The following is a 17,566-nucleotide window of genomic DNA, read 5'->3' as shown; positions in this document are numbered from 1 at the left end:
CCCCACTGTCTTCGGAGGGATTTCATTCGTGGTTGGCGTTCCAGTAAGAGGCGCATGCCCTCCACCGACGACAAGCTCCCCCTTTGCGGGATAAAGTTTCCGATAGCCGTTTTCTGATCTTGCGTCAGAGGGATTCCGGCCAGTAAACGCCACAGCGCTTTGGCCTGATGAATAACCTTTTCAGAGTTATTATCCATAATATTGAGTTTAATTGGCTCTTATGAATCTGAAGATAGTCTAATCATCCATGTTTTATGTGTTTTGTCCATTCTCAAGGCGTGTCATCTTCCCTAAAGTCTATGAAATAAAACGTTTATGGCATTTAGAGAAAACAGCGGATTCCCCTATGGCTCAGGCACAGACTCAGACGCGGACACAGACACACAACCTCTCCGAAACATCAGAACCTTTAACCGCAAAAGCCACAGAGCTGGTGGCGCAGATGACACTGGAGGAAAAGGCCAGCGTCTGTTCCGGCGAGAACTTCTGGCAGTTGAAAGCCGTCTCCCGATTTGGCTTGCAGGCCATTATGGTCACCGACGGGCCTCACGGATTGCGTAAACAAGGGGGAGATAGTGACCATTTGGGTCTCAATGACAGCGTGCCAGCAACCTGCTTCCCCACGGCCTCGGCACTGGCCAGTTCCTGGGATGTGTCACTGTTGGAATCTGTGGGAGTGGCTCTCGGTAAAGAGTGCGTGGCTGAAGACGTAGCTGTCCTGCTGGGGCCCGGCATCAACATCAAGCGCCATCCCTTGTGCGGCCGCAACTTTGAGTATTTCTCCGAAGATCCTCTGCTCACCGGTCAGCTGGCTGCTGGCATGATCCGGGGCGTGCAGTCTCAGGGGGTTGGTTCCTGTCTTAAGCATTTTGCTGTGAACAATCAGGAAACCAACCGCATGATTGTGGACGCGGTGGTGGATGAGCGCAGTCTGCGAGAGATTTACCTGCGAGGCTTTGAGATCGCTATTGACCACTCGCAGCCGTGGACGGTGATGTCGGCTTACAATCGATTGAATGGTGCCTATTGCAGCGATAACCACTGGTTGTTAACCCAAGTGTTACGCGACGATTGGGGATTTCAGGGATTGGTGATGTCGGACTGGATGGGATGCAACCATCGGGTCGATGCGATCCGCGCCGGTATGGACTTGGAAATGCCCGGTAATGGCGGTCAAACCGATCAGCAAATAATAGAAGCCATTCAGCAAGGTGATTTGTCGACTGACACTCTGGATCAAGTTGCCACTCGTATCGTCAGGCTGCATTTACAAGCTCTGCAGCGCCCGGCTTTGAGCTCACCGGTCGACTTTGACGCTCATCATCAGCTGGCTCGCAGTGCCGCCTGTCGATCTGCCGTTCTATTGAAAAACAACAACCAGGTGTTGCCGCTGAGATCAGGTCAACGTTTGGCAGTTATCGGTGAGTTTGCGAAACAACCTCGCGTTCAGGGTAGTGGTAGTTCGAAGGTGAAATCCACTCGTTGTGAGGTCGCATTTGGTGAACTGACTCTGTGGGCTCAGCAGCATCCGGGGACCGACGTTTGTTTCGCGGCGGGTTATTGTCCGGTGTCTTCATCGGATGACAACGGTTTGATCGATGAAGCGATTGCCGTCGCTCAAGCCGCGGATGTGGCTGTGGTTTTTGCCGGGCTGCCCGAGATATTCGAAGCTGAGGCGTCCGACCGTACTGGCCTGTCGCTGCCGGAGCAACATCAGCGTTTGATTAAAGCGGTGGCGGCTACTGGCACTCCGACGGTTGTGGTTCTGAGCAATGGTGCGCCGGTTGCAATGGATTGGCTCGATAACGTGGACGCCCTGTTAGAGGCTTACCTCACTGGCCAGGCGTCTGGTGGCGCTATCGCCGACCTGTTAACGGGTACCGCCAACCCTTCTGGAAAACTGGCCGAAACCTTTCCCCTCAAACAAAGTGATGTGCTATCGGACGTACATTTTCCGGGTGATAAGCGTCAGGTGCAGTATCGTGAAGGTTTGTACGTGGGCTACCGTTATTTCAATACAGTCAACAAAGCGGTTCAATTTCCGTTTGGCTTCGGCCTGAGTTACAGCAGTTTCATATATCAGGATTTTGAACTGCAAGGCGACCCGCAACAAGAACCCTTACGTGTCCAAGTGACCATACAAAATGAAAGTGAGCGCGACGGTGAAGAAATCGTTCAGGTGTATGTGAGCTGCGATCAGTCTTATGTGCACCGTCCCAAACAGCAATTGGCGGGCTACGCCAAGATTAAGGTGGCAGCCGGATGGCAGCTTACGGTTGATATCACACTCGACCCTCACGCCTTTGACTACTATGACGTGGATAGCCAACGCTGGCGGAAAAACCCCGGAGACTATCGTGTTGAGATAGGCAGTTCCAGTCGGGATATTCATCTGTCTCAAGTGGTCACGATTGAGGATGCTTCGCAGCACAGTACGGCAAAGCAGTCTGATCCGGAAACCGACTTTTTTCAGGCCTTGGTTGCAGACGCCAAGAACATACCTGATGAGATTTTTACCCGCATGCTGAGAAGGCCTATCCCCGCTGTCGAGCCCTCTCAACCTTTCACTATCAACTCGACCCTGAGTGACATGAAACAAACCCGGCTGGGGAGAAAGATCGCCAGTGGCTTTGAGCAGAAAATGCTGGAACAAAGCAACATTGATCACTCAGACGAGTCATTGGTTCGCGTGGTGAAGCAAGTCATGGAGAATATGCCTCTACGCGCCATGGCCCTGGCCAGCAACGGTCAATTCAGTTTTAAAATGCTGAATATTTTAATTCACTGTTTGAATCACCGATTTGGAAAGGCATTACTGACCATGCTGAGACAGTAGAAGTTTGAGAAGTAAAACTTTACTGATCTTAATCATTTGAACGCTCTCGATCCTGTTTGCGCGAAGAGTTGTCGTCTGATTGATTGTTTAGAGCGGATCCCTCCGATTTGAGGCCCGTGTCCCAGATGGAACGTCACATTGACACAGTGTGTATCACTGAGGACACGATCATAAATTTGCATCTCCCATTAGAGGAACTTACTCCGCTCAGGTAGAATCAAAGACTGATGTAATCAGACTTGGAGTTCTTGTTTGTGATAAAGAAAGCGTGGTGTGCTCGTACCCTGTTGGCGATGTGGGTAGCGTTGTTTGCAAGCGAGGCCTTGGCAGCTGAAAAAAGCGATACTGTTGAAAAGAATCTTGCAGGTGAAGAGACGTTTCCCCAATGCATCCAGCGTTTACAGGGAGAGGCCAGGGAAAAGGGTCTGCCTGATAATCTGGTGGCTGCCTTGGGCACTGTCAAACCGCTGAAGAAAACCATCACATACGATCGCAATCAACCGGAGTTCGTGCAAACGTTCGCCGGGTATTACGACAATCGGGTGAACAGCTACCGCATCCAGAAAGGACGTAGTTTGCTGGCCAAACACCGTGAATTTTTGGCGGAGTTGACTCGTGAATACGGTATCCCTGGGCAGTATCTGGTGTCCTTTTGGGGTATGGAAAGCAACTTTGGGCGCCACATTGGTAAAATCGCCATTCTTGATACGCTGGCCACCTTGTCTTGCGATACACGCCGCAGTCAGTTTTTTACCAGTGAGTTGTTTTCTGCACTGGAGTTAATGGATCGTTATAAGTTCTCCGTCTCCGACATGCAGGGTTCCTGGGCGGGAGCGATTGGCCAAACGCAGTTTTTGCCTTCGGTGTATTTGAAGTTCGGCGTCGATGGCGATAATGATCAGCGGGTTGACTTGTGGGGTAGCGAAAAAGACGCATTAAGGTCAGCTGCCTTTTTTCTACAGCAGCTGGGTTGGAAACCGGGACTGCGATGGGGGCGCGAAGTTCAGTTGCCTGAAGATTTCCCCTACGAAGTGTCTGGTACGCAAAATCCCCAGCCATTGCAGGCGTGGCAGGAGCTGGGTGTGACGCAGAATGATGGCAGTCCTCTGCCCGACGCTGACGTTGAAGCGGCGTTGCTGGTTCCTGTCGGAGCTGATGGGCCAAAGTTTTTGGTGTACGACAACTTCGACATCATTATGAAATGGAATCGCTCACAGTTTTATGCGTTATCCGTGGGGGTGCTGGCGGATCGGATTAACGGAGCCGGGCGCCTGCAGCAATCGTTTCCTGACGTCTCTGCCTTAACCAGCGATCAGATTGTTCAGATTCAAACTGCGTTAACCAGCGAAGGCTTCGAACCCGGAAAGATTGACGGACAACCCGGCCCACAAACAACCAGTGCGATTCGTGACTATCAGAAGAGCAAGAATCAACAAGCCGACGGATTCGCCGATCAGGAATTATTTGATGATCTCGTGAAACCGTCAGAGTGATTTAGGGTTAAGATCCTAAAGGCACAACCTAAGGCCACGACTAAAAGTACAGACTTCGGAGAACCGATTGAGCAGGGAATTTGTTCAATCGGCTCTCTTGCGTTGACCAACTAGCGAACTGGCGTTGACCAGAAAGCCAACTCCATCCCTCCGAACTGGCTCTTCAGTTCAGTATTATCAATCTCCTCTGCTTCCAAACTACAGTAAATCCTCTGCAGTCGGCCATCAGGCCAATTGGTACAGACAGAATTTTATTCTGGTGCAAGATGCTGTTTCCAAACGCATTGCCTGATTGCCTATCTGTTATTGCACTGCTTACGACTAAATAACTACATAACTACAGGAGTCACTATGAAGGATTTTCAATTTCTGACCTACGAGAGAACAGGCCCTCTTGCGGTCATTACGTTGAATCGGCCGGAAGTGCGAAACTCTCTGAATCAGGGGCTGCGTTGGGAGATCACAGCTGCAGTGCAACAGGCGGGTGAAGATCAGGAAGTGAAAGTCATCTTGCTGGCAGGCAATGGTAAAGGGTTTTGTGCGGGGGCGGATCTGACAGAAAAGTTACCGGGTGATGACCAGGATGGCTTTGTCACACAAAAGCTCCGAACTGAATACAATCCAATGATCAAATCGATCATCAATGCCCCCAAACCGGTGATCAGTGTGGTGAATGGTGCGGCAGCGGGTATCGGCGGTGCTCTGGCAATGGCTTGTGATCTGATGGTAATGGCAGAGGATGCGTTTCTGTATTCTGCCTTTGGGGCGATCAGCTTGATTCCCGATGGCGGAACCCACAAATTTCTGCAAACTGCCCTGGGATCCAAAAAAGCGTATGAAATGATTGCCTTTTCTCAGCGGTTGACGGCTGAGCAATGCCTTGAGGCGGGGATCACGAATCGGGTTGTGCCAGCAGATCAATTACAGGAAGAGGCCAAAAAGTGGGCTTCCCAGCTTGCTGAACAGGCACCCTTGACGTTGAGGCTTGCGAAAGAAGTGCTCCACGCCGCCGCCTCCGAAGATCTGGACTATTGCCTTGATAAAGAAGCGGTGCTTCAGAATACCGCGATTCGCAGTGAAGATTTTGTTGAGGGAACCCGTGCATTTTTTGAAAAGCGCAAACCCACATTCAATGGCAGATGATGCAAAAGCTGGCTGAAATTTATCCTATTTAGAGAATGCAGCCTGAGATCCATCCCAGGCTAGGTGATTACGGGCCAAAACAGCCTATAAACCGGGCGCTGGGTGAAACGAACCTTTTGCTATTTTCGGGCTAACCCTGCGGGTTAGTCCCAACTTCCCGCTGTATAAAAAAAAACCATAACGCACGAAAGGCAAACGGCGGCTGATTCAACTTTTCCTGTTTTTCGAGTGGTGCATCCGTCCTGCTTTAATGGCAGGATTATCAGCAAATTAGACCGATAAACTTCAAGTTGTTTGCCCAAATATGATGTATTTACGCTCTCTCTCTGGCTGGTTTGCCATTGGGGCCTTAGCCATGCTCTTTATTTCCCCCGGCCTTTGGGCTGCAACCTCTGGGGATGGTCGTTTAGCATTGCTGGAAAGCGAGCCTGACAGCTATTTTCAAGACACGCTTCAGCAAGACATTCAGCAAGGCAAGCACCAGAAATATAAAGTGCTGCAAAAAAGACTGCTGGTGGATACCCAGGAGCAAACCTTGAGATTGCTGCAGGGCGATCAAGTCTTGTATGAGGTGAAGAATATCGCCATTGGCAGCAATGGGACTGGAGCCAGTCGCGACAAGCGCACTCTCGATGAAAAGACCCCGCTGGGCGACTTCACCATTACCGCGATTCGTGGCAGCTCCAAATTTCATCTGTTTATGGGGTTTGATTATCCCACCATGGACTACGCAGATGCCGCTGTGTCTGATGGGCGAATCAGTCAGGAAGAATACGAAGCCCTGAATAACGCCTGGCATAAAAAGTTACCACCCCCACAGACCACCGGCCTTGGTGGTTATTTCGGGATTCACGGTATTGGCGCGGGTAATCCCAAAGTGCATCGGTTATTCAATTGGACGGATGGCTGTATTGCACTCACCAATGAACAGATCGAGTCGCTGGCGAGCATGATCGAAGTTGGCACATTAGTCAGTATTCGTTAACAGATTAAGCACCTTGTGGCGCAAAACTCCCTCTTTAAAGCATTTTTTTTTCACCTGTGGCTGCGTATTTGGCGTGACCTGCTATCCTTCCTTTAGTCACTAGGAAGTATCAGTCGAACATCGCGCTTCTGCGATGAGATTGTCCCCCTCTTAGGCTTTAGAGCGGTAATCGTTCCGGTCTAATAGGGATAATCACGACTTTGACCTCAAAGTACTGATCATTTACGTAGAGATCATTTACGTAGAGATCATATAAGTACTGAGAAGTCATGCTGATGGTGCAAAACCACTTTAAATCATTGATGAATTCCGTAGAGGGAGTCACTACCATGAATACATTGTTAAAAATTGCCACCACTGGATTGTTCTTGACCGCTTTAACCGGGATGACGGGTTGTGCTTCTTCGGTCTCTAAGGAAGAAGTTGATGGTATGAAAGCGGATATCCAGGCGGCGACTGAAACCGCAAATCGCGCTGCCAGCGATGCCGCAGCAGCGAAGAATGAAGCGGCTGCAGCTCGTCAAGCGGCGGAAGACACTAACGAGAAACTGGATCGCATGTACAAAAAGTCTATGTACAAATAAACCGACCAGTTCGAGTTTGGGGGAAACCCCAGTGGCGGCGGCTGTCTAGTGCAGTCCGCCCGCCCGCGTTACATTCTTATCTGACTTAGGGTTTGTCTCAACGCCCAGTCTGTCTAATGACCTTTCTTTTTAATTCTTTTTAAACTATTCCATTAGCCTTACATCAGCTTGGCAATCGCTGTCGGCAGGCCGCTGCGAGAGCGGATCGCTCCTTCTATGGCTTTTCTATCCAGTCGTATCTGGCGCCCTGTCTGAGTTTGTCGATGGTGCTGTGCTTTGGCGACGGCGTTATTTGCCTGGCGGGCCAAATCCATGTGTTTGATGTCCTGAGTGCTTTCCAGCTCCGGGTGAACTTCCATATACAGAGTATCCCCTTGCCAGCCGACTTTGACGGGCTGATTAATCATCCTCACTACCGTGCCAGATGCGACCTGAGAAAACAGCAGCTCGATATCTTCAGCGGACATACGTATGCATCCATGGGAGACTTGCAGACCAATACCAAACGGCTTGTTGGTGCCGTGAATCAGATAGCCCGGAATATCCAGTATCAGCGCATAGTCGCCCAGAGGATTGTCAGGGCCGGCAGGCACCATCGCCGGTAGCGGCTCGCCCTTTTCCTCATGTTCCTTGCGAATAGAAGCAGGCGGATACCAGGCGGGGCTTTTGACTTTGCTCACCACCTTGGTGATGCCCTGCGGCGTGTACCATTCTCTCCGGCCAATGCTCACCGGGAATGTTTGCACGACTTGTGCGGTCCCTTTGAGAACCTTGGGGTAATAGTACAACCGCATTTCTGGCAAATTTAACACCACGCCCTCGTAGGGTGTCTCCGGCAGGATAAAGCTCGATGGAATGATGACCGGTGTTCCGTCGCCGGGTAACCAGCGATCGACATGAGGGTTGGCCAAGACAATTTCGTCCTGACCGACTTTGTGAGCGACCGCAATGTCCAGCAAAGTATCCTCTTCACGTGCTGCAATGCTTTGTATCGCACCGACCAACCGATCGCTTTCGGCAGGCACCGGGTAGGTCATGGCGTGAGCCGCTGAAGTGCACAAGATCAAGGTAAGTAATAAAAACGGGGTTCGCAGGCAGAAGCTGAAAACACTCAACGTCAGGTGCAGGGAAGAGAAGATACGCATATTTGGAAATGACCTGGCAGGGAACTTGGATAAAAGATTACGGCATAGGTCTAAATTTTAGCACAAACTGCTTAGCGACCTCGGATTCGGTTCACGATTCAAGGAGATCGACTCTTTACGTGCTCATTTCCCTGTTAGTGGCCGACACTGACATATCGTCTTTGTCGATATTTAATTCCTTAATATCCTGATTTTCAGGAAACGGACTTTGGGATAGTGTGTGAGCATTTATACAATCTACAAAATCGATTAAAAGGTTCAGATATGACGACCCAGTACGATGTATTTAACGGTGATGCGGATGGCATCTGTGCACTTTTGCAATTGAGACATCAGGAGCCAAAAGACTCTGTCCTGATCACTGGGGTCAAGCGCGATATTGATTTGCTAAAGCAGGTGGACGCCAAAGCGGGTGATCAGATCACCACGCTGGATGTCTCTCTCGACAAGAACCGGACCGACTTGGAGCGCGTACTCGAAGCTGGCGCCGAAGTTCTGTACATTGATCATCACTTTCCCGGTGATATTCCCCAGCACGACAACCTCAAAACCATCATTAATGAAGCGTCGGACACCTGTACCAGCATTCTGATGAATACCTATCTGAAAGGTGCGTTTTGTGCCTGGGCGGTGGTGGGTGCCTTCGGTGATAACCTGAAGAAGAGTGCCGGTGCTCTCGCCAACTCACTGGATCTGTCTGAAGATGACGTATCGTTGCTGGAGAACCTGGGTATTTACATCAACTACAACGGCTATGGTTCAGACCTCAGCGATCTTCACTTTGAGCCCGCCAAGTTGTTTAAGACGCTGTCTCAGTACAAGAATCCGTTGGACTTTATCAAGGATGGCAATGCCGACTTTAAGAAGTTGGAAACCGGTTACCAGACGGATATGAATCTGGCTCAGAGCAGCCAGCCAGAAGTTTCTACCGACAACAGCGCGGTCTTCATCCTGCCAAATGAAAAGTGGGCTCGTCGGGTAAGCGGCGTGTTTGGTAATGATCTGGCGAATCAGTTCCCGGATCGCGCCCACGCGGTACTGACGGAAAAAGAAAACGGCAACTATCTGGTCAGTGTGCGGGCACCGCTCAACAACAAAACCGGCGCCGTGGACTTGTGCCGTCAGTTTGCCACCGGAGGCGGACGTGCCGCGGCAGCAGGCATCAACGATCTGCCCGCTGCGGAATTTCAGACGTTTGTGGACAAGCTGGAACTGGCTTACTCCTGAGAAAATGGGACTTTGAGTTATTGACGTTGCAACTCGGTCACCGCTCGCGCGATGACCAGTTCCTCGTTAGTGGGTATCACCAACACCTTCACCTGACTGTTTGTCGCACTGATATCGAATGCGTTGCGGGCGTTTTTCTCGCTATCAATCATCAGGTCGAACCAGTCGAGTCCGGCGCAGATCTTCTCTCTGATGCCCGCTGAGTGCTCACCGATACCGCCGGTAAATACCAGTGCGTCCAATCCGTCCAGTGAGACAGTCAGCCCGCCCAATTCTCGTCGAACCCGATACACAAAGTAGTCGATGGCTTGCTTTGCTTCGAGGCTGTCTGACGACTCCAGTGTTCGCATATCGCTGGATATTCCGGAAATTCCCAGCAAGCCAGATTCTTTATAGAGCAGGTCCGAAATCTCGGCGGCAGACAGACCTTCATGGTCAAGCATGTACAGAATCACACCGGGGTCGATTTCACCGCAGCGGGTGCCCATGGGTAAACCGTCCAGCGCACTGAAGCCCATGGTGGTGGATACCGATACGCCTTTGCGCATGCCACACATGGACGCGCCGCTGCCCAGATGCGCCACCACAACACGTCCCCCGGCCACGTCCGGTAATTGGCGAGCCAGTTCGCTGGCGATGTAGTCGTAACTCAAACCGTGAAAACCGTAACGGCGCACCCCTTGCTCGTAGTATCGACGCGGCACGGCAAACACATCATTAACGTACGATTGTTGTCGATGAAAAGCCGTATCAAAGCAGGCAACCTGAAGCGTGCCGGGGAAGGCCGCGAGAGCCGCATGGATCCCCTCGATGTTATGGGGTTCGTGTAGGGGCGCAAACGGCGTCAGGCTGTCCAGATCCGACAACACCTTCTCATCAATCACCGTGGGTGCAGCGTACTCCAGCCCCCCATGAACTACACGATGCCCTACCGCCACGACCTCTGCTTCTGGTAAATGCTGCCCGATCTGTTCGAAGATGGTGTTAAAAGCGCACTGATGAAAAGGTTGAGTGTCCAATGCCAGACGCTGATCCACAAGAGATTGCCCGTCGGCAAGCGTTGCGGATACTCCCGCCTGATCGTTCAGTTTCTGCACCTGGCCAGACGCAATCAGCGCCGGTTCGGTGGCATGACTGTAAAGCGCAAACTTCACCGAAGACGAGCCGGCGTTGAGGGTCAGAATACGTTCGCTCATGCTTCAGCGCCCTTCGGATCGTCCCCCGCCATGCGGGTATGATGAATTGCGGCCACCGCACAGGAGGCCAGACGTGACATAGCATCATCCGCCCGCGACGTGAGGATAATCGGCACGGCGGCACCCAGCACGACCCCGGCGGCTTCGGCGCCGGCCATAAACGTCAGCTGTTTCACCAGCATATTGCCTGCGTCCAGATCGGGCACGACCAGCACTTCCGCGTGCCCTGCCACCATGGATTTAATGCCCTTGGTTCCGGCGGCTCCCGGATCCACTGCGTTATCCATGGCCAGAGGTCCATCGACCAAGCCGCCTGTGATCTGACCGCGCTCGGCCATTTTGGAGAGCAAGGCGGCATCTACCGATGAGGCAATGGCGGGATTGATCAATTCCACCGCGCTCAGCACGCCGACTTTGGGGCACTCGATACCAATAGAGATGGCGAGATCGATGGCGTTTTGTACGATGTCCACTTTCGTCATCAGATCCGGTGAGATATTGATGGCGGCATCGGTGACCAGCAATGGATTGTCGACGCCGGGCACGTCCATGACAAACACGTGAGTAAAGCGACGCCCGCGACGCAGTCCGCCGGTTTTGCGCAGAGCAGCTCGCAACAGATGATCCGTATGCAGATGCCCTTTCATCAGCGCTTTGGCTCTGCCTGCGGTCACCAGATCCACACCGGCGTTAGCAGCCGCGTCTTCAGAATCCACATCCACCAGTTCAAAGCCGGAAATGTCTTCGGCCAGCTCTTCCGCCGCCTGCAGAATCTTCTCTCGGTTACCCACCAGAATGGGGGTGATGATGTTGTGATGGGCCGCCATGATGGCACCACCGAGAGACTGGGTTTCTTCAGGGCAGATAACCGCGGTTAACAAGGGCGGCAGCGGCTCCGCCTGACGGATGAGCGCACTGAAATGTCGATGTCGCTGAACGACTAACCCAGGCAGATTGCCGTCGTCGTAGAAGATTTTCTCCGTTGGAGCAATGACCACCGCTTCGCCATGAACTATACGGTTGCCTGTTTCCAACTGACGGACTTCAGTGCTCAGTGTGACGGTGCCATCCGGGTGTTTCTCTTTCACGGTCACACGGGTGATTACCTCGTCACCCGCGTGGACCCGACCGTCAAATTGCAGGTTTTGCTTGTGGTAGAGCGTGCCGGGGCCTGGCAGATAATTACCCAGAACCGCCGAAATCAGCGAGCTGCACCAGATGCCTGAGGCGACCGGGCGCTGATTGTCGTCATCATCTCCGCCCTCGTTATCGGGCAAGTGCATGGGGTTGTGATTGCCAGAGACTGAGGCAAACACATAGAGATCATCAAGGGTACAGACGCGGCGGTGTTCAAACGACGCGCCGGGTTCCAGCTCATCGTAGGTGGTGTTTTCAAGGCTCATGGCAATCCTGTCGCTGATGGTTAACGGTTAATCCCTGACTGCCCTGGGATGTATATCAACCGCCACCCCGGGAAAGTCTCATAAGCAGCATAGACTATTCATCAAGTCATCTGCTATTACTGTTCAGCGATGCGAAAACTAGAGCTGATCGAAAATACTGATTTTTATATGGATCTTCGGAAGAATATCGCATTTCTCATGGGAAATAGTTAATGTAGATGGTGTTTAAAAATTTGAGATATAGGGATGTTTTCCGCCTAAAAGTCGTCTTTATCTCTTCTACATTAAGATCAGTTGCTTAGTTTCGATTCACGACATTAGGCCGCTGATTAAGCTCTTATGCGTAAATCGAGTATCGAGTATGAATTTTCAAACTATACCCATCATTAGAATCTTCGATGAAGATAAAGCCAAAGAATTCTATTTGGACTTTTTAGGCATGAGCTTAGATTGGGAGCACCGATTTGAAACCAATTACCCTATATACATGCAGGTATCAAAGGGTGGTCTTGTTTTTCATCTCAGTGAGCACTCTGGTGATTGTTCTCCCGGCAGTAAAAACTTTGTAAAGGTGAGTGATCTTGATACGTTGTTCCAAGAAATAGCTTCACGGCCTTACCGATACTGCAAACCCTCAATTGATCAGGCTCCATGGGGTGGCCGTTGTTTTACGGTCATTGATCCATTTTCAAACAAGATACTGTTTTCTGAGTGAGATAATACATAACAAAACCCTCAAAAATCGCTACATTGCACTCGTATGAATGCATCTGTCGGAGCGACTCTTTTATAAGGTGTGATATGTATGTCAAACATCTGTCAATAAAACAGGGAAGTGAATAATATGAAAATAGAAGAAAAATCCGATTCTGAAATTCTTAAAATAGCAGAATCTATGTGGGATGAAATCGTCGAAGGCTGTAGAGCGAAAGATTGGGTTAGTTATTCCCAATTTTTTACTGAGGATGATCGATCTGATCCTGAACATAAAAAAGATATTCTGAATCAGTGGGAAAATAACCCAGTTTTAGTATCGATACAAAAAGAAAAGCAGTTTCTTTCTATCCTTCGAAGAGAAAATGAGGTTGTTGTGGTTTGGAGGTTTGGAAGTACAGCCGTTAATGGCGAGTTTATGGGGTCTCTTCATTTAGCTGTCATAGACTCAGCGATTAGAGTAATAGGTGTAGGATTGCATTAATCATACACATTTCGCCCGCTGAAAAAGGCAGTCTAGGACGGACTAGACTATATCTGGTTTCCCCTTTTTCCGATCTGGCTGTCACAAGGAGTCGTCGTTATGAGTGAAAGTGTAAATCGTTGGTATTATTTCTCGGGAATATTGGCTCCAATTTGGCTGCTTCTTGGCGTAATAATTTCGGGAAGCTTTTACCCTGAATACAGTCACTACAATCAAGCAATGAGCGAGCTTGGAGCCAAAGGATCACCGACCCATATACTTTCTCCGGTTATTAATAACTATCCATTGGGCGTATTATTTATTATTTTTGGTTTTGGCATCATCAAAACTTTCTCTACTTCAAGGTTGGCTCGTGCTTCAGGTGTTTTGGTTGTTATACATGGGTTAAGTAGTTTTGCGGCAGGTTTTTTTTCATGTGATGTAGGTTGTGCTCTAGAGTCACCATCAACAGAACAAAACATACATAATATTTCTGGTTTAATACTATTTGTCAGCCTCTTATTATCAAGTTTAATGTGGGTATTTATATCTGCTCGCTGTTTGGGGGTTAGATGGTTTGGTTGGTTTTCTCTGGTATGTTCAATTTTTTCTATAGCGCTATTACCTCTTATGGCCGGTGCAGTAGAATCAGGAGAGGCTTTTGGTCTATATCAGCGAGTAAGCTATGGCTCTCAAGCTTTATGGGTTCTCGTATTTTCCATAGTTTTACTTCGGCTAAAAGCGTAAGTTTAAAACGTTTCGGGGAAAACTCGCCTCCTGTGGGCTGCTTATACGCTAATTTGGCAGCCGTTTATCTGTATACACAGTGACCGAATAGATATAGTCGGTCGATTTAGATTTTTCTGGATTATCTTGCAACGTTGTCGATTTTAAGCCGCCCTATTCGACTGGTTGTTGAGGCAATAATCTGAGAGATTTATTGCTTTCTTTAGAAACTTTACTGGGAGTGAATATGAAGATTTCAATCGAAATTGAAGTGGATGCGCCTCTGAACACGGTTTGGGATGCCTGGGTGACGCCTGAAGACATTACCTGTTGGAACTTTGCTCTTGATGAGTGGTGTTGCCCAAGAGCAGAGTTGAATCTTGAGGTGGGCGGTAGATTTAACTACCGAATGGAAGCCAAAGACGGATCAATGGGTTTTGATTTTGAAGGTGAGTTCACAGAAATAAATCATTGCAGATCAATTCTCTATACGCTTGGAGATGATCGTAATGTTGAGGTGCAATTTCTGGAAACACAAAACGCTGTTAAGGTCATCGAAACCTTTGAAGCCGAAGATGAGAACTCTGCAGAGCAGCAAAAACAAGGTTGGCTCAGTATTCTCAGTAACTTCAAGAAGTACGTTGAGAGCAAGGGCAGTTAAAGCCAAGAAGTGTATTTAACGATACGAATACCTACCCAACAAAAGCCCCGTCGGACTTTTCCGCCGGGGACTTTCAAGCTAAATCTCACCTACACCAACCATTCATAAACCCAGACCGTAATTAACTCAGCCCTCAATAAATCTAACAGCGTCAAAAGTCGACCTTCAATTGCCTGGTCGTCAATGCCACCACTAATGCCTGGCTATTCCTTCATCATGGATGGTTTTTTTAGGGGCTGAGGTATACATTTCCCCTACAAGTGTCCTAATTATTTGTATGAATCTAAGGCAGGTTGTCGCGTTTTTCGTTGTATTGGTTCATGTCGATATAGTTTGACGAGTTAAGAGCTAGATATCTCCGTCGTGGGGCCGTTATTTTCTCTACTAAATGGTAATTGGGTACTAATATTGGAGTAACGGAATTAGGCCGCTAATAATGACATGGACTCCCCCCTCCCCAGTATTTTGGGCTTCCACGATTCGAAGATCCTGATCCGGGTGAACCCATTGGGTAAACCACTAATAATTACATCAAGCTCGTTCCGGCCCGAAGGGTCTCTAAAGGAAAACGCATCGTGAAATCTACTATAGCTAGACATCGAATTAGTACGATCTTGGGTTCATTAGCACTTATCGTAACAGCCAACTCGTCTTTAGCCGAAGAACCCACACCGGGGTTTAATACCAAGATCCCGGAGGCAATCATGACACCGGACACGGTAGAAACCCGAATCGGCACGCTGAAATTCTTCGACGGTATTCCTACCAAAGAGACTTCAGCGTTAGTCTACGATAACCTCGATTTCCTGCGTGGTGTGGAGGCTTTTCTGAATGGGATACCTGCCGCCTCTGTTGAAGGATTGCGGCTGGGGTCGGCATCCCTTGGCGCAACCAATTCGCATCAAGTTGTGTACTTCGACAAGTTGTTAGACAGCACGCCACTGTTCCTTACGGGCAACACCAGCACGGTGTACGCAATTCCTTTTCTCGATCTTAAAAAAGATGGCCCTACCGTGGTTGAGATTCCAGCCGGCGCCGGCCCGGGAACTGTTAATGACGCCTACTTCCGCTTTGTCGTCGACATGGGCGCGCCGGGCCCAGATAAAGGTAAGGGCGGCATGTATCTGATCTTACCACCTGACTACAAGGGCGATCTCGAAGGCCCCATCGGTGGCAAATCACAAGTCATCGACGGCGAAACATACTTTGTTGCCAAATCCACAAGCTATGTTAACTGGCTCGCCTTGCGAGGTTTCCTTATTGACGGCAAACCGGATACAGCAGCGAAGATGTGGCGCGAGGGCCTGAAAATTTATCCCCTTTCCAGAAAAGACAATCCACCGAAGATGGAGTTTATCAGTGCCTCCGGCAAAGCGTTTAACACGGTTCACGCTAACGATTACGAATTTTACGAAGAGCTTCACACCGTGATTGAACGCGAACCCATCGAGATGCTTGACCCCGAGTTGCGCGGATTGTTTGCTTCCATCGGTATCCAAAAGGGTAGGCCGTTTGCACCGAATACTCGTATGAAGAAGATCCTCACCGAATCGGTGGCGGTAGCCAATGCAACCGCACGCTCTCTACTTTGGGATGAGCGCAATCAGGAAGAGTTCCTCTATAAAGGCAGCTACTGGAAGAAAGGGTACGTTGGCAACAACTATCAATTCCTCAAAGATGAAGGTATGGGGGGACGCAATCTGGATGCACGAACCCACTTCTACTACTTGGCAACAGTGAACACGCCAGCGATGGCAATGGAAATCGTTGGTGCTGGCTCACAATATGCCTGGGGTTATCTCGACTCCGACGGTAATCATCTGGATGGCAGTAAGACGTATAAGCTGAACATCCCCAAAGATGCGCCAGCCCTGAAATTCTGGTCGGTGGTTGTCTATGACCCCCAAACCCGATCAGAGCTTCAGACTGATCAAACCTTCCCTAGCAAGCAAAGTCAGCGTGATAAGCTGATCGCCAACAAAGATGGCTCCATCGATCTCTATTTCGGGCCGAAAGCCCCTGCAGGCAAAGAAGCGAACTGGACTCAGACGATTCCTGGCAAGGGGTGGTTCTCTCTCTTACGTTTATATAGCCCCACCGAGGCATGGTTTAACAAGACCTGGAGGCCGGGCGATATTGAGCTGGTAAAATAAGCAGCAGGCTTCCTTAATAAAAAGCCCCCGCCGGATTATCCCGACGGGGGCTTTTTTACATTAGAGACAAACCCATACTTGCGTTAAAAATAAACTCAGCTATAAGAATGCCTGACTTCCTAGCGGAAGCCGTTATTCTTTATCAAGATCAATATCCACGTTCTTGACCGTATTCGAAACCACTTCCAGGCCGAAATCCGCTGCACCTGATTTTTTCTTAATCAACACATCTTCCCAATCGTCACGCTCGACGGAATACCCGTCTTTTGGCAGTTGGCTTTTCAATGATTCGACCACAGTTTTGGCAACCTTGTTTTCACTGGTGCCGTCGGTGATCGTGGTTGTGACATCAAACGGCATCCCACCTTTGGGGGAAAGGCGCAGGGTGATGACGCCGTCAGAATCCGCAGAACCATCGAATTCCACACGCCATTTGTTGGAAGTGCTGTCAGCCATTGCGAACTGACTCATCACAAACCCTGATATCAGGGTGAAAGCTAAAAAGACCCGCCTTAAGTTCATAGATTTCTCCTTAAAATGTAGGGGATCGCCAGTCTTGATGGTGATCCTGTCCCGTAAAGGGTCTATCCAATATAGGAGTAGAACTCAATTGTTGCCAATATGTGACGAACTTGGCTAAGGGTGACGAGTAGGCTCAGGCGTGTTGACGCTTGAGGTGATCCTTATAGATTTCAATGCTGACGGTCTCCGTTTAAACCGCCAGCTCCACCCATCCCTGAATAGATTTAACGTAGACAAACTCAGCATCAAGAGACTCGACCTTACGTAAATCACCGTTATGGGGAGGATCGTAGGATTCCAGGCCTTCCAGCGCCA

General features: G+C 49.7%; 16 protein-coding genes. 11 read left to right on the top strand and 5 right to left on the bottom strand.

What is annotated here, in order from left to right:
- On the bottom strand, positions 1 to 197 hold a 197-nt coding region (locus ACTG33_RS11335; protein ID WP_439135326.1), incomplete at its 3' end, for a hypothetical protein.
- A 149-nt stretch (positions 198 to 346) separates the two neighbouring features.
- Here ACTG33_RS11335 and ACTG33_RS11330 point away from each other — a divergent pair.
- The 5 genes from ACTG33_RS11330 to ACTG33_RS11310 all read left to right on the top strand — a co-directional run bounded on the left by ACTG33_RS11330 (position 347) and on the right by ACTG33_RS11310 (position 7,041).
- The gene (locus ACTG33_RS11330) at positions 347 to 2,836 is read left to right on the top strand and encodes a glycoside hydrolase family 3 C-terminal domain-containing protein (protein WP_439135325.1); all 2,490 of its coding nucleotides are present in this window, start codon (positions 347 to 349) and stop codon (positions 2,834 to 2,836) included.
- Positions 2,837 to 3,090: 254 nt separating this feature from the next.
- A complete protein-coding gene (locus tag ACTG33_RS11325) occupies positions 3,091 to 4,329 on the top strand; it encodes a lytic murein transglycosylase (protein WP_439135324.1) in 1,239 nt (412 codons plus the stop codon).
- 351 nt (positions 4,330 to 4,680) lie between these two features.
- On the top strand, positions 4,681 to 5,472 hold the full coding sequence (locus tag ACTG33_RS11320) for an enoyl-CoA hydratase/isomerase family protein (RefSeq protein ID WP_439135323.1): 792 nt from the start codon (positions 4,681 to 4,683) through the stop codon (positions 5,470 to 5,472).
- Positions 5,473 to 5,776: 304 nt separating this feature from the next.
- Complete coding sequence (locus ACTG33_RS11315; protein WP_439135322.1) at positions 5,777 to 6,457, top strand: L,D-transpeptidase family protein; 681 nt, start codon at positions 5,777 to 5,779, stop codon at positions 6,455 to 6,457.
- Positions 6,458 to 6,786: 329 nt separating this feature from the next.
- Entirely contained in the window at positions 6,787 to 7,041 is a 255-nt protein-coding gene (locus tag ACTG33_RS11310) for an alanine-zipper protein (protein ID WP_439135321.1), read from the top strand.
- Between the two features lie 158 nt (positions 7,042 to 7,199).
- Here the strand turns inward: ACTG33_RS11310 and ACTG33_RS11305 are convergent, their stop codons facing one another.
- Positions 7,200 to 8,186 carry a L,D-transpeptidase family protein gene (locus tag ACTG33_RS11305; RefSeq protein ID WP_439135320.1) on the bottom strand — a complete coding sequence of 329 codons (987 nt, stop codon included), beginning with the start codon at positions 8,184 to 8,186 and terminating at the stop codon, positions 7,200 to 7,202.
- A gap of 264 nt (positions 8,187 to 8,450) precedes the next feature.
- On the opposite strand from ACTG33_RS11305, the gene ACTG33_RS11300 reads away from it, so the two are divergent.
- Positions 8,451 to 9,413 carry a DHH family phosphoesterase gene (locus ACTG33_RS11300; protein WP_439135319.1) on the top strand — a complete coding sequence of 321 codons (963 nt, stop codon included), beginning with the start codon at positions 8,451 to 8,453 and terminating at the stop codon, positions 9,411 to 9,413.
- A gap of 17 nt (positions 9,414 to 9,430) precedes the next feature.
- On the opposite strand, the gene ACTG33_RS11295 is transcribed toward ACTG33_RS11300, so the two are convergent.
- Together ACTG33_RS11295 and ACTG33_RS11290 are read right to left on the bottom strand one after the other, a co-directional pair.
- On the bottom strand, positions 9,431 to 10,609 hold the full coding sequence (locus ACTG33_RS11295; protein ID WP_439135318.1) for an acetate/propionate family kinase: 1,179 nt from the start codon (positions 10,607 to 10,609) through the stop codon (positions 9,431 to 9,433).
- Positions 10,606 to 12,012 carry a bifunctional enoyl-CoA hydratase/phosphate acetyltransferase gene (locus tag ACTG33_RS11290; protein WP_439135317.1) on the bottom strand — a complete coding sequence of 469 codons (1,407 nt, stop codon included), beginning with the start codon at positions 12,010 to 12,012 and terminating at the stop codon, positions 10,606 to 10,608. Before ACTG33_RS11290 ends, ACTG33_RS11295 begins: the two co-directional genes overlap by 4 nt.
- A gap of 361 nt (positions 12,013 to 12,373) precedes the next feature.
- Here ACTG33_RS11290 and ACTG33_RS11285 point away from each other — a divergent pair, with 361 nt between their 5' ends.
- The 5 genes from ACTG33_RS11285 to ACTG33_RS11265 all read left to right on the top strand — a co-directional run bounded on the left by ACTG33_RS11285 (position 12,374) and on the right by ACTG33_RS11265 (position 16,729).
- The gene (locus tag ACTG33_RS11285) at positions 12,374 to 12,727 is read left to right on the top strand and encodes a glyoxalase superfamily protein (RefSeq protein WP_439135316.1); all 354 of its coding nucleotides are present in this window, start codon (positions 12,374 to 12,376) and stop codon (positions 12,725 to 12,727) included.
- A 129-nt stretch (positions 12,728 to 12,856) separates the two neighbouring features.
- Positions 12,857 to 13,210 (top strand): hypothetical protein, encoded by a 354-nt coding sequence (locus ACTG33_RS11280; RefSeq protein ID WP_439135315.1) that lies wholly within the window; start codon positions 12,857 to 12,859, stop codon positions 13,208 to 13,210.
- 99 nt (positions 13,211 to 13,309) lie between these two features.
- Positions 13,310 to 13,936 (top strand): DUF998 domain-containing protein, encoded by a 627-nt coding sequence (locus ACTG33_RS11275; RefSeq protein WP_439135314.1) that lies wholly within the window; start codon positions 13,310 to 13,312, stop codon positions 13,934 to 13,936.
- A 226-nt stretch (positions 13,937 to 14,162) separates the two neighbouring features.
- Positions 14,163 to 14,576 (top strand): SRPBCC family protein, encoded by a 414-nt coding sequence (locus tag ACTG33_RS11270; RefSeq protein ID WP_439135313.1) that lies wholly within the window; start codon positions 14,163 to 14,165, stop codon positions 14,574 to 14,576.
- 704 nt (positions 14,577 to 15,280) lie between these two features.
- The gene (locus ACTG33_RS11265; protein ID WP_439135312.1) at positions 15,281 to 16,729 is read left to right on the top strand and encodes a DUF1254 domain-containing protein; all 1,449 of its coding nucleotides are present in this window, start codon (positions 15,281 to 15,283) and stop codon (positions 16,727 to 16,729) included.
- Between the two features lie 132 nt (positions 16,730 to 16,861).
- On the opposite strand, the gene ACTG33_RS11260 is transcribed toward ACTG33_RS11265, so the two are convergent.
- Positions 16,862 to 17,200, bottom strand: a complete 339-nt coding sequence (locus ACTG33_RS11260) for a hypothetical protein (RefSeq protein WP_439135311.1) — start codon at positions 17,198 to 17,200, stop codon at positions 16,862 to 16,864.
- Between the last annotated feature and the right edge of the window lie 366 nt (positions 17,201 to 17,566).

It is taken from the genome of Pseudomaricurvus sp., from assembly GCF_965662505.1.
Classification (GTDB): Bacteria; Pseudomonadota; Gammaproteobacteria; order Pseudomonadales; family Cellvibrionaceae; genus Pseudomaricurvus.
The sequence above is the reverse complement of the archived record's forward strand: the minus strand, read 5'-3'. Positions and strand labels throughout refer to the sequence as shown.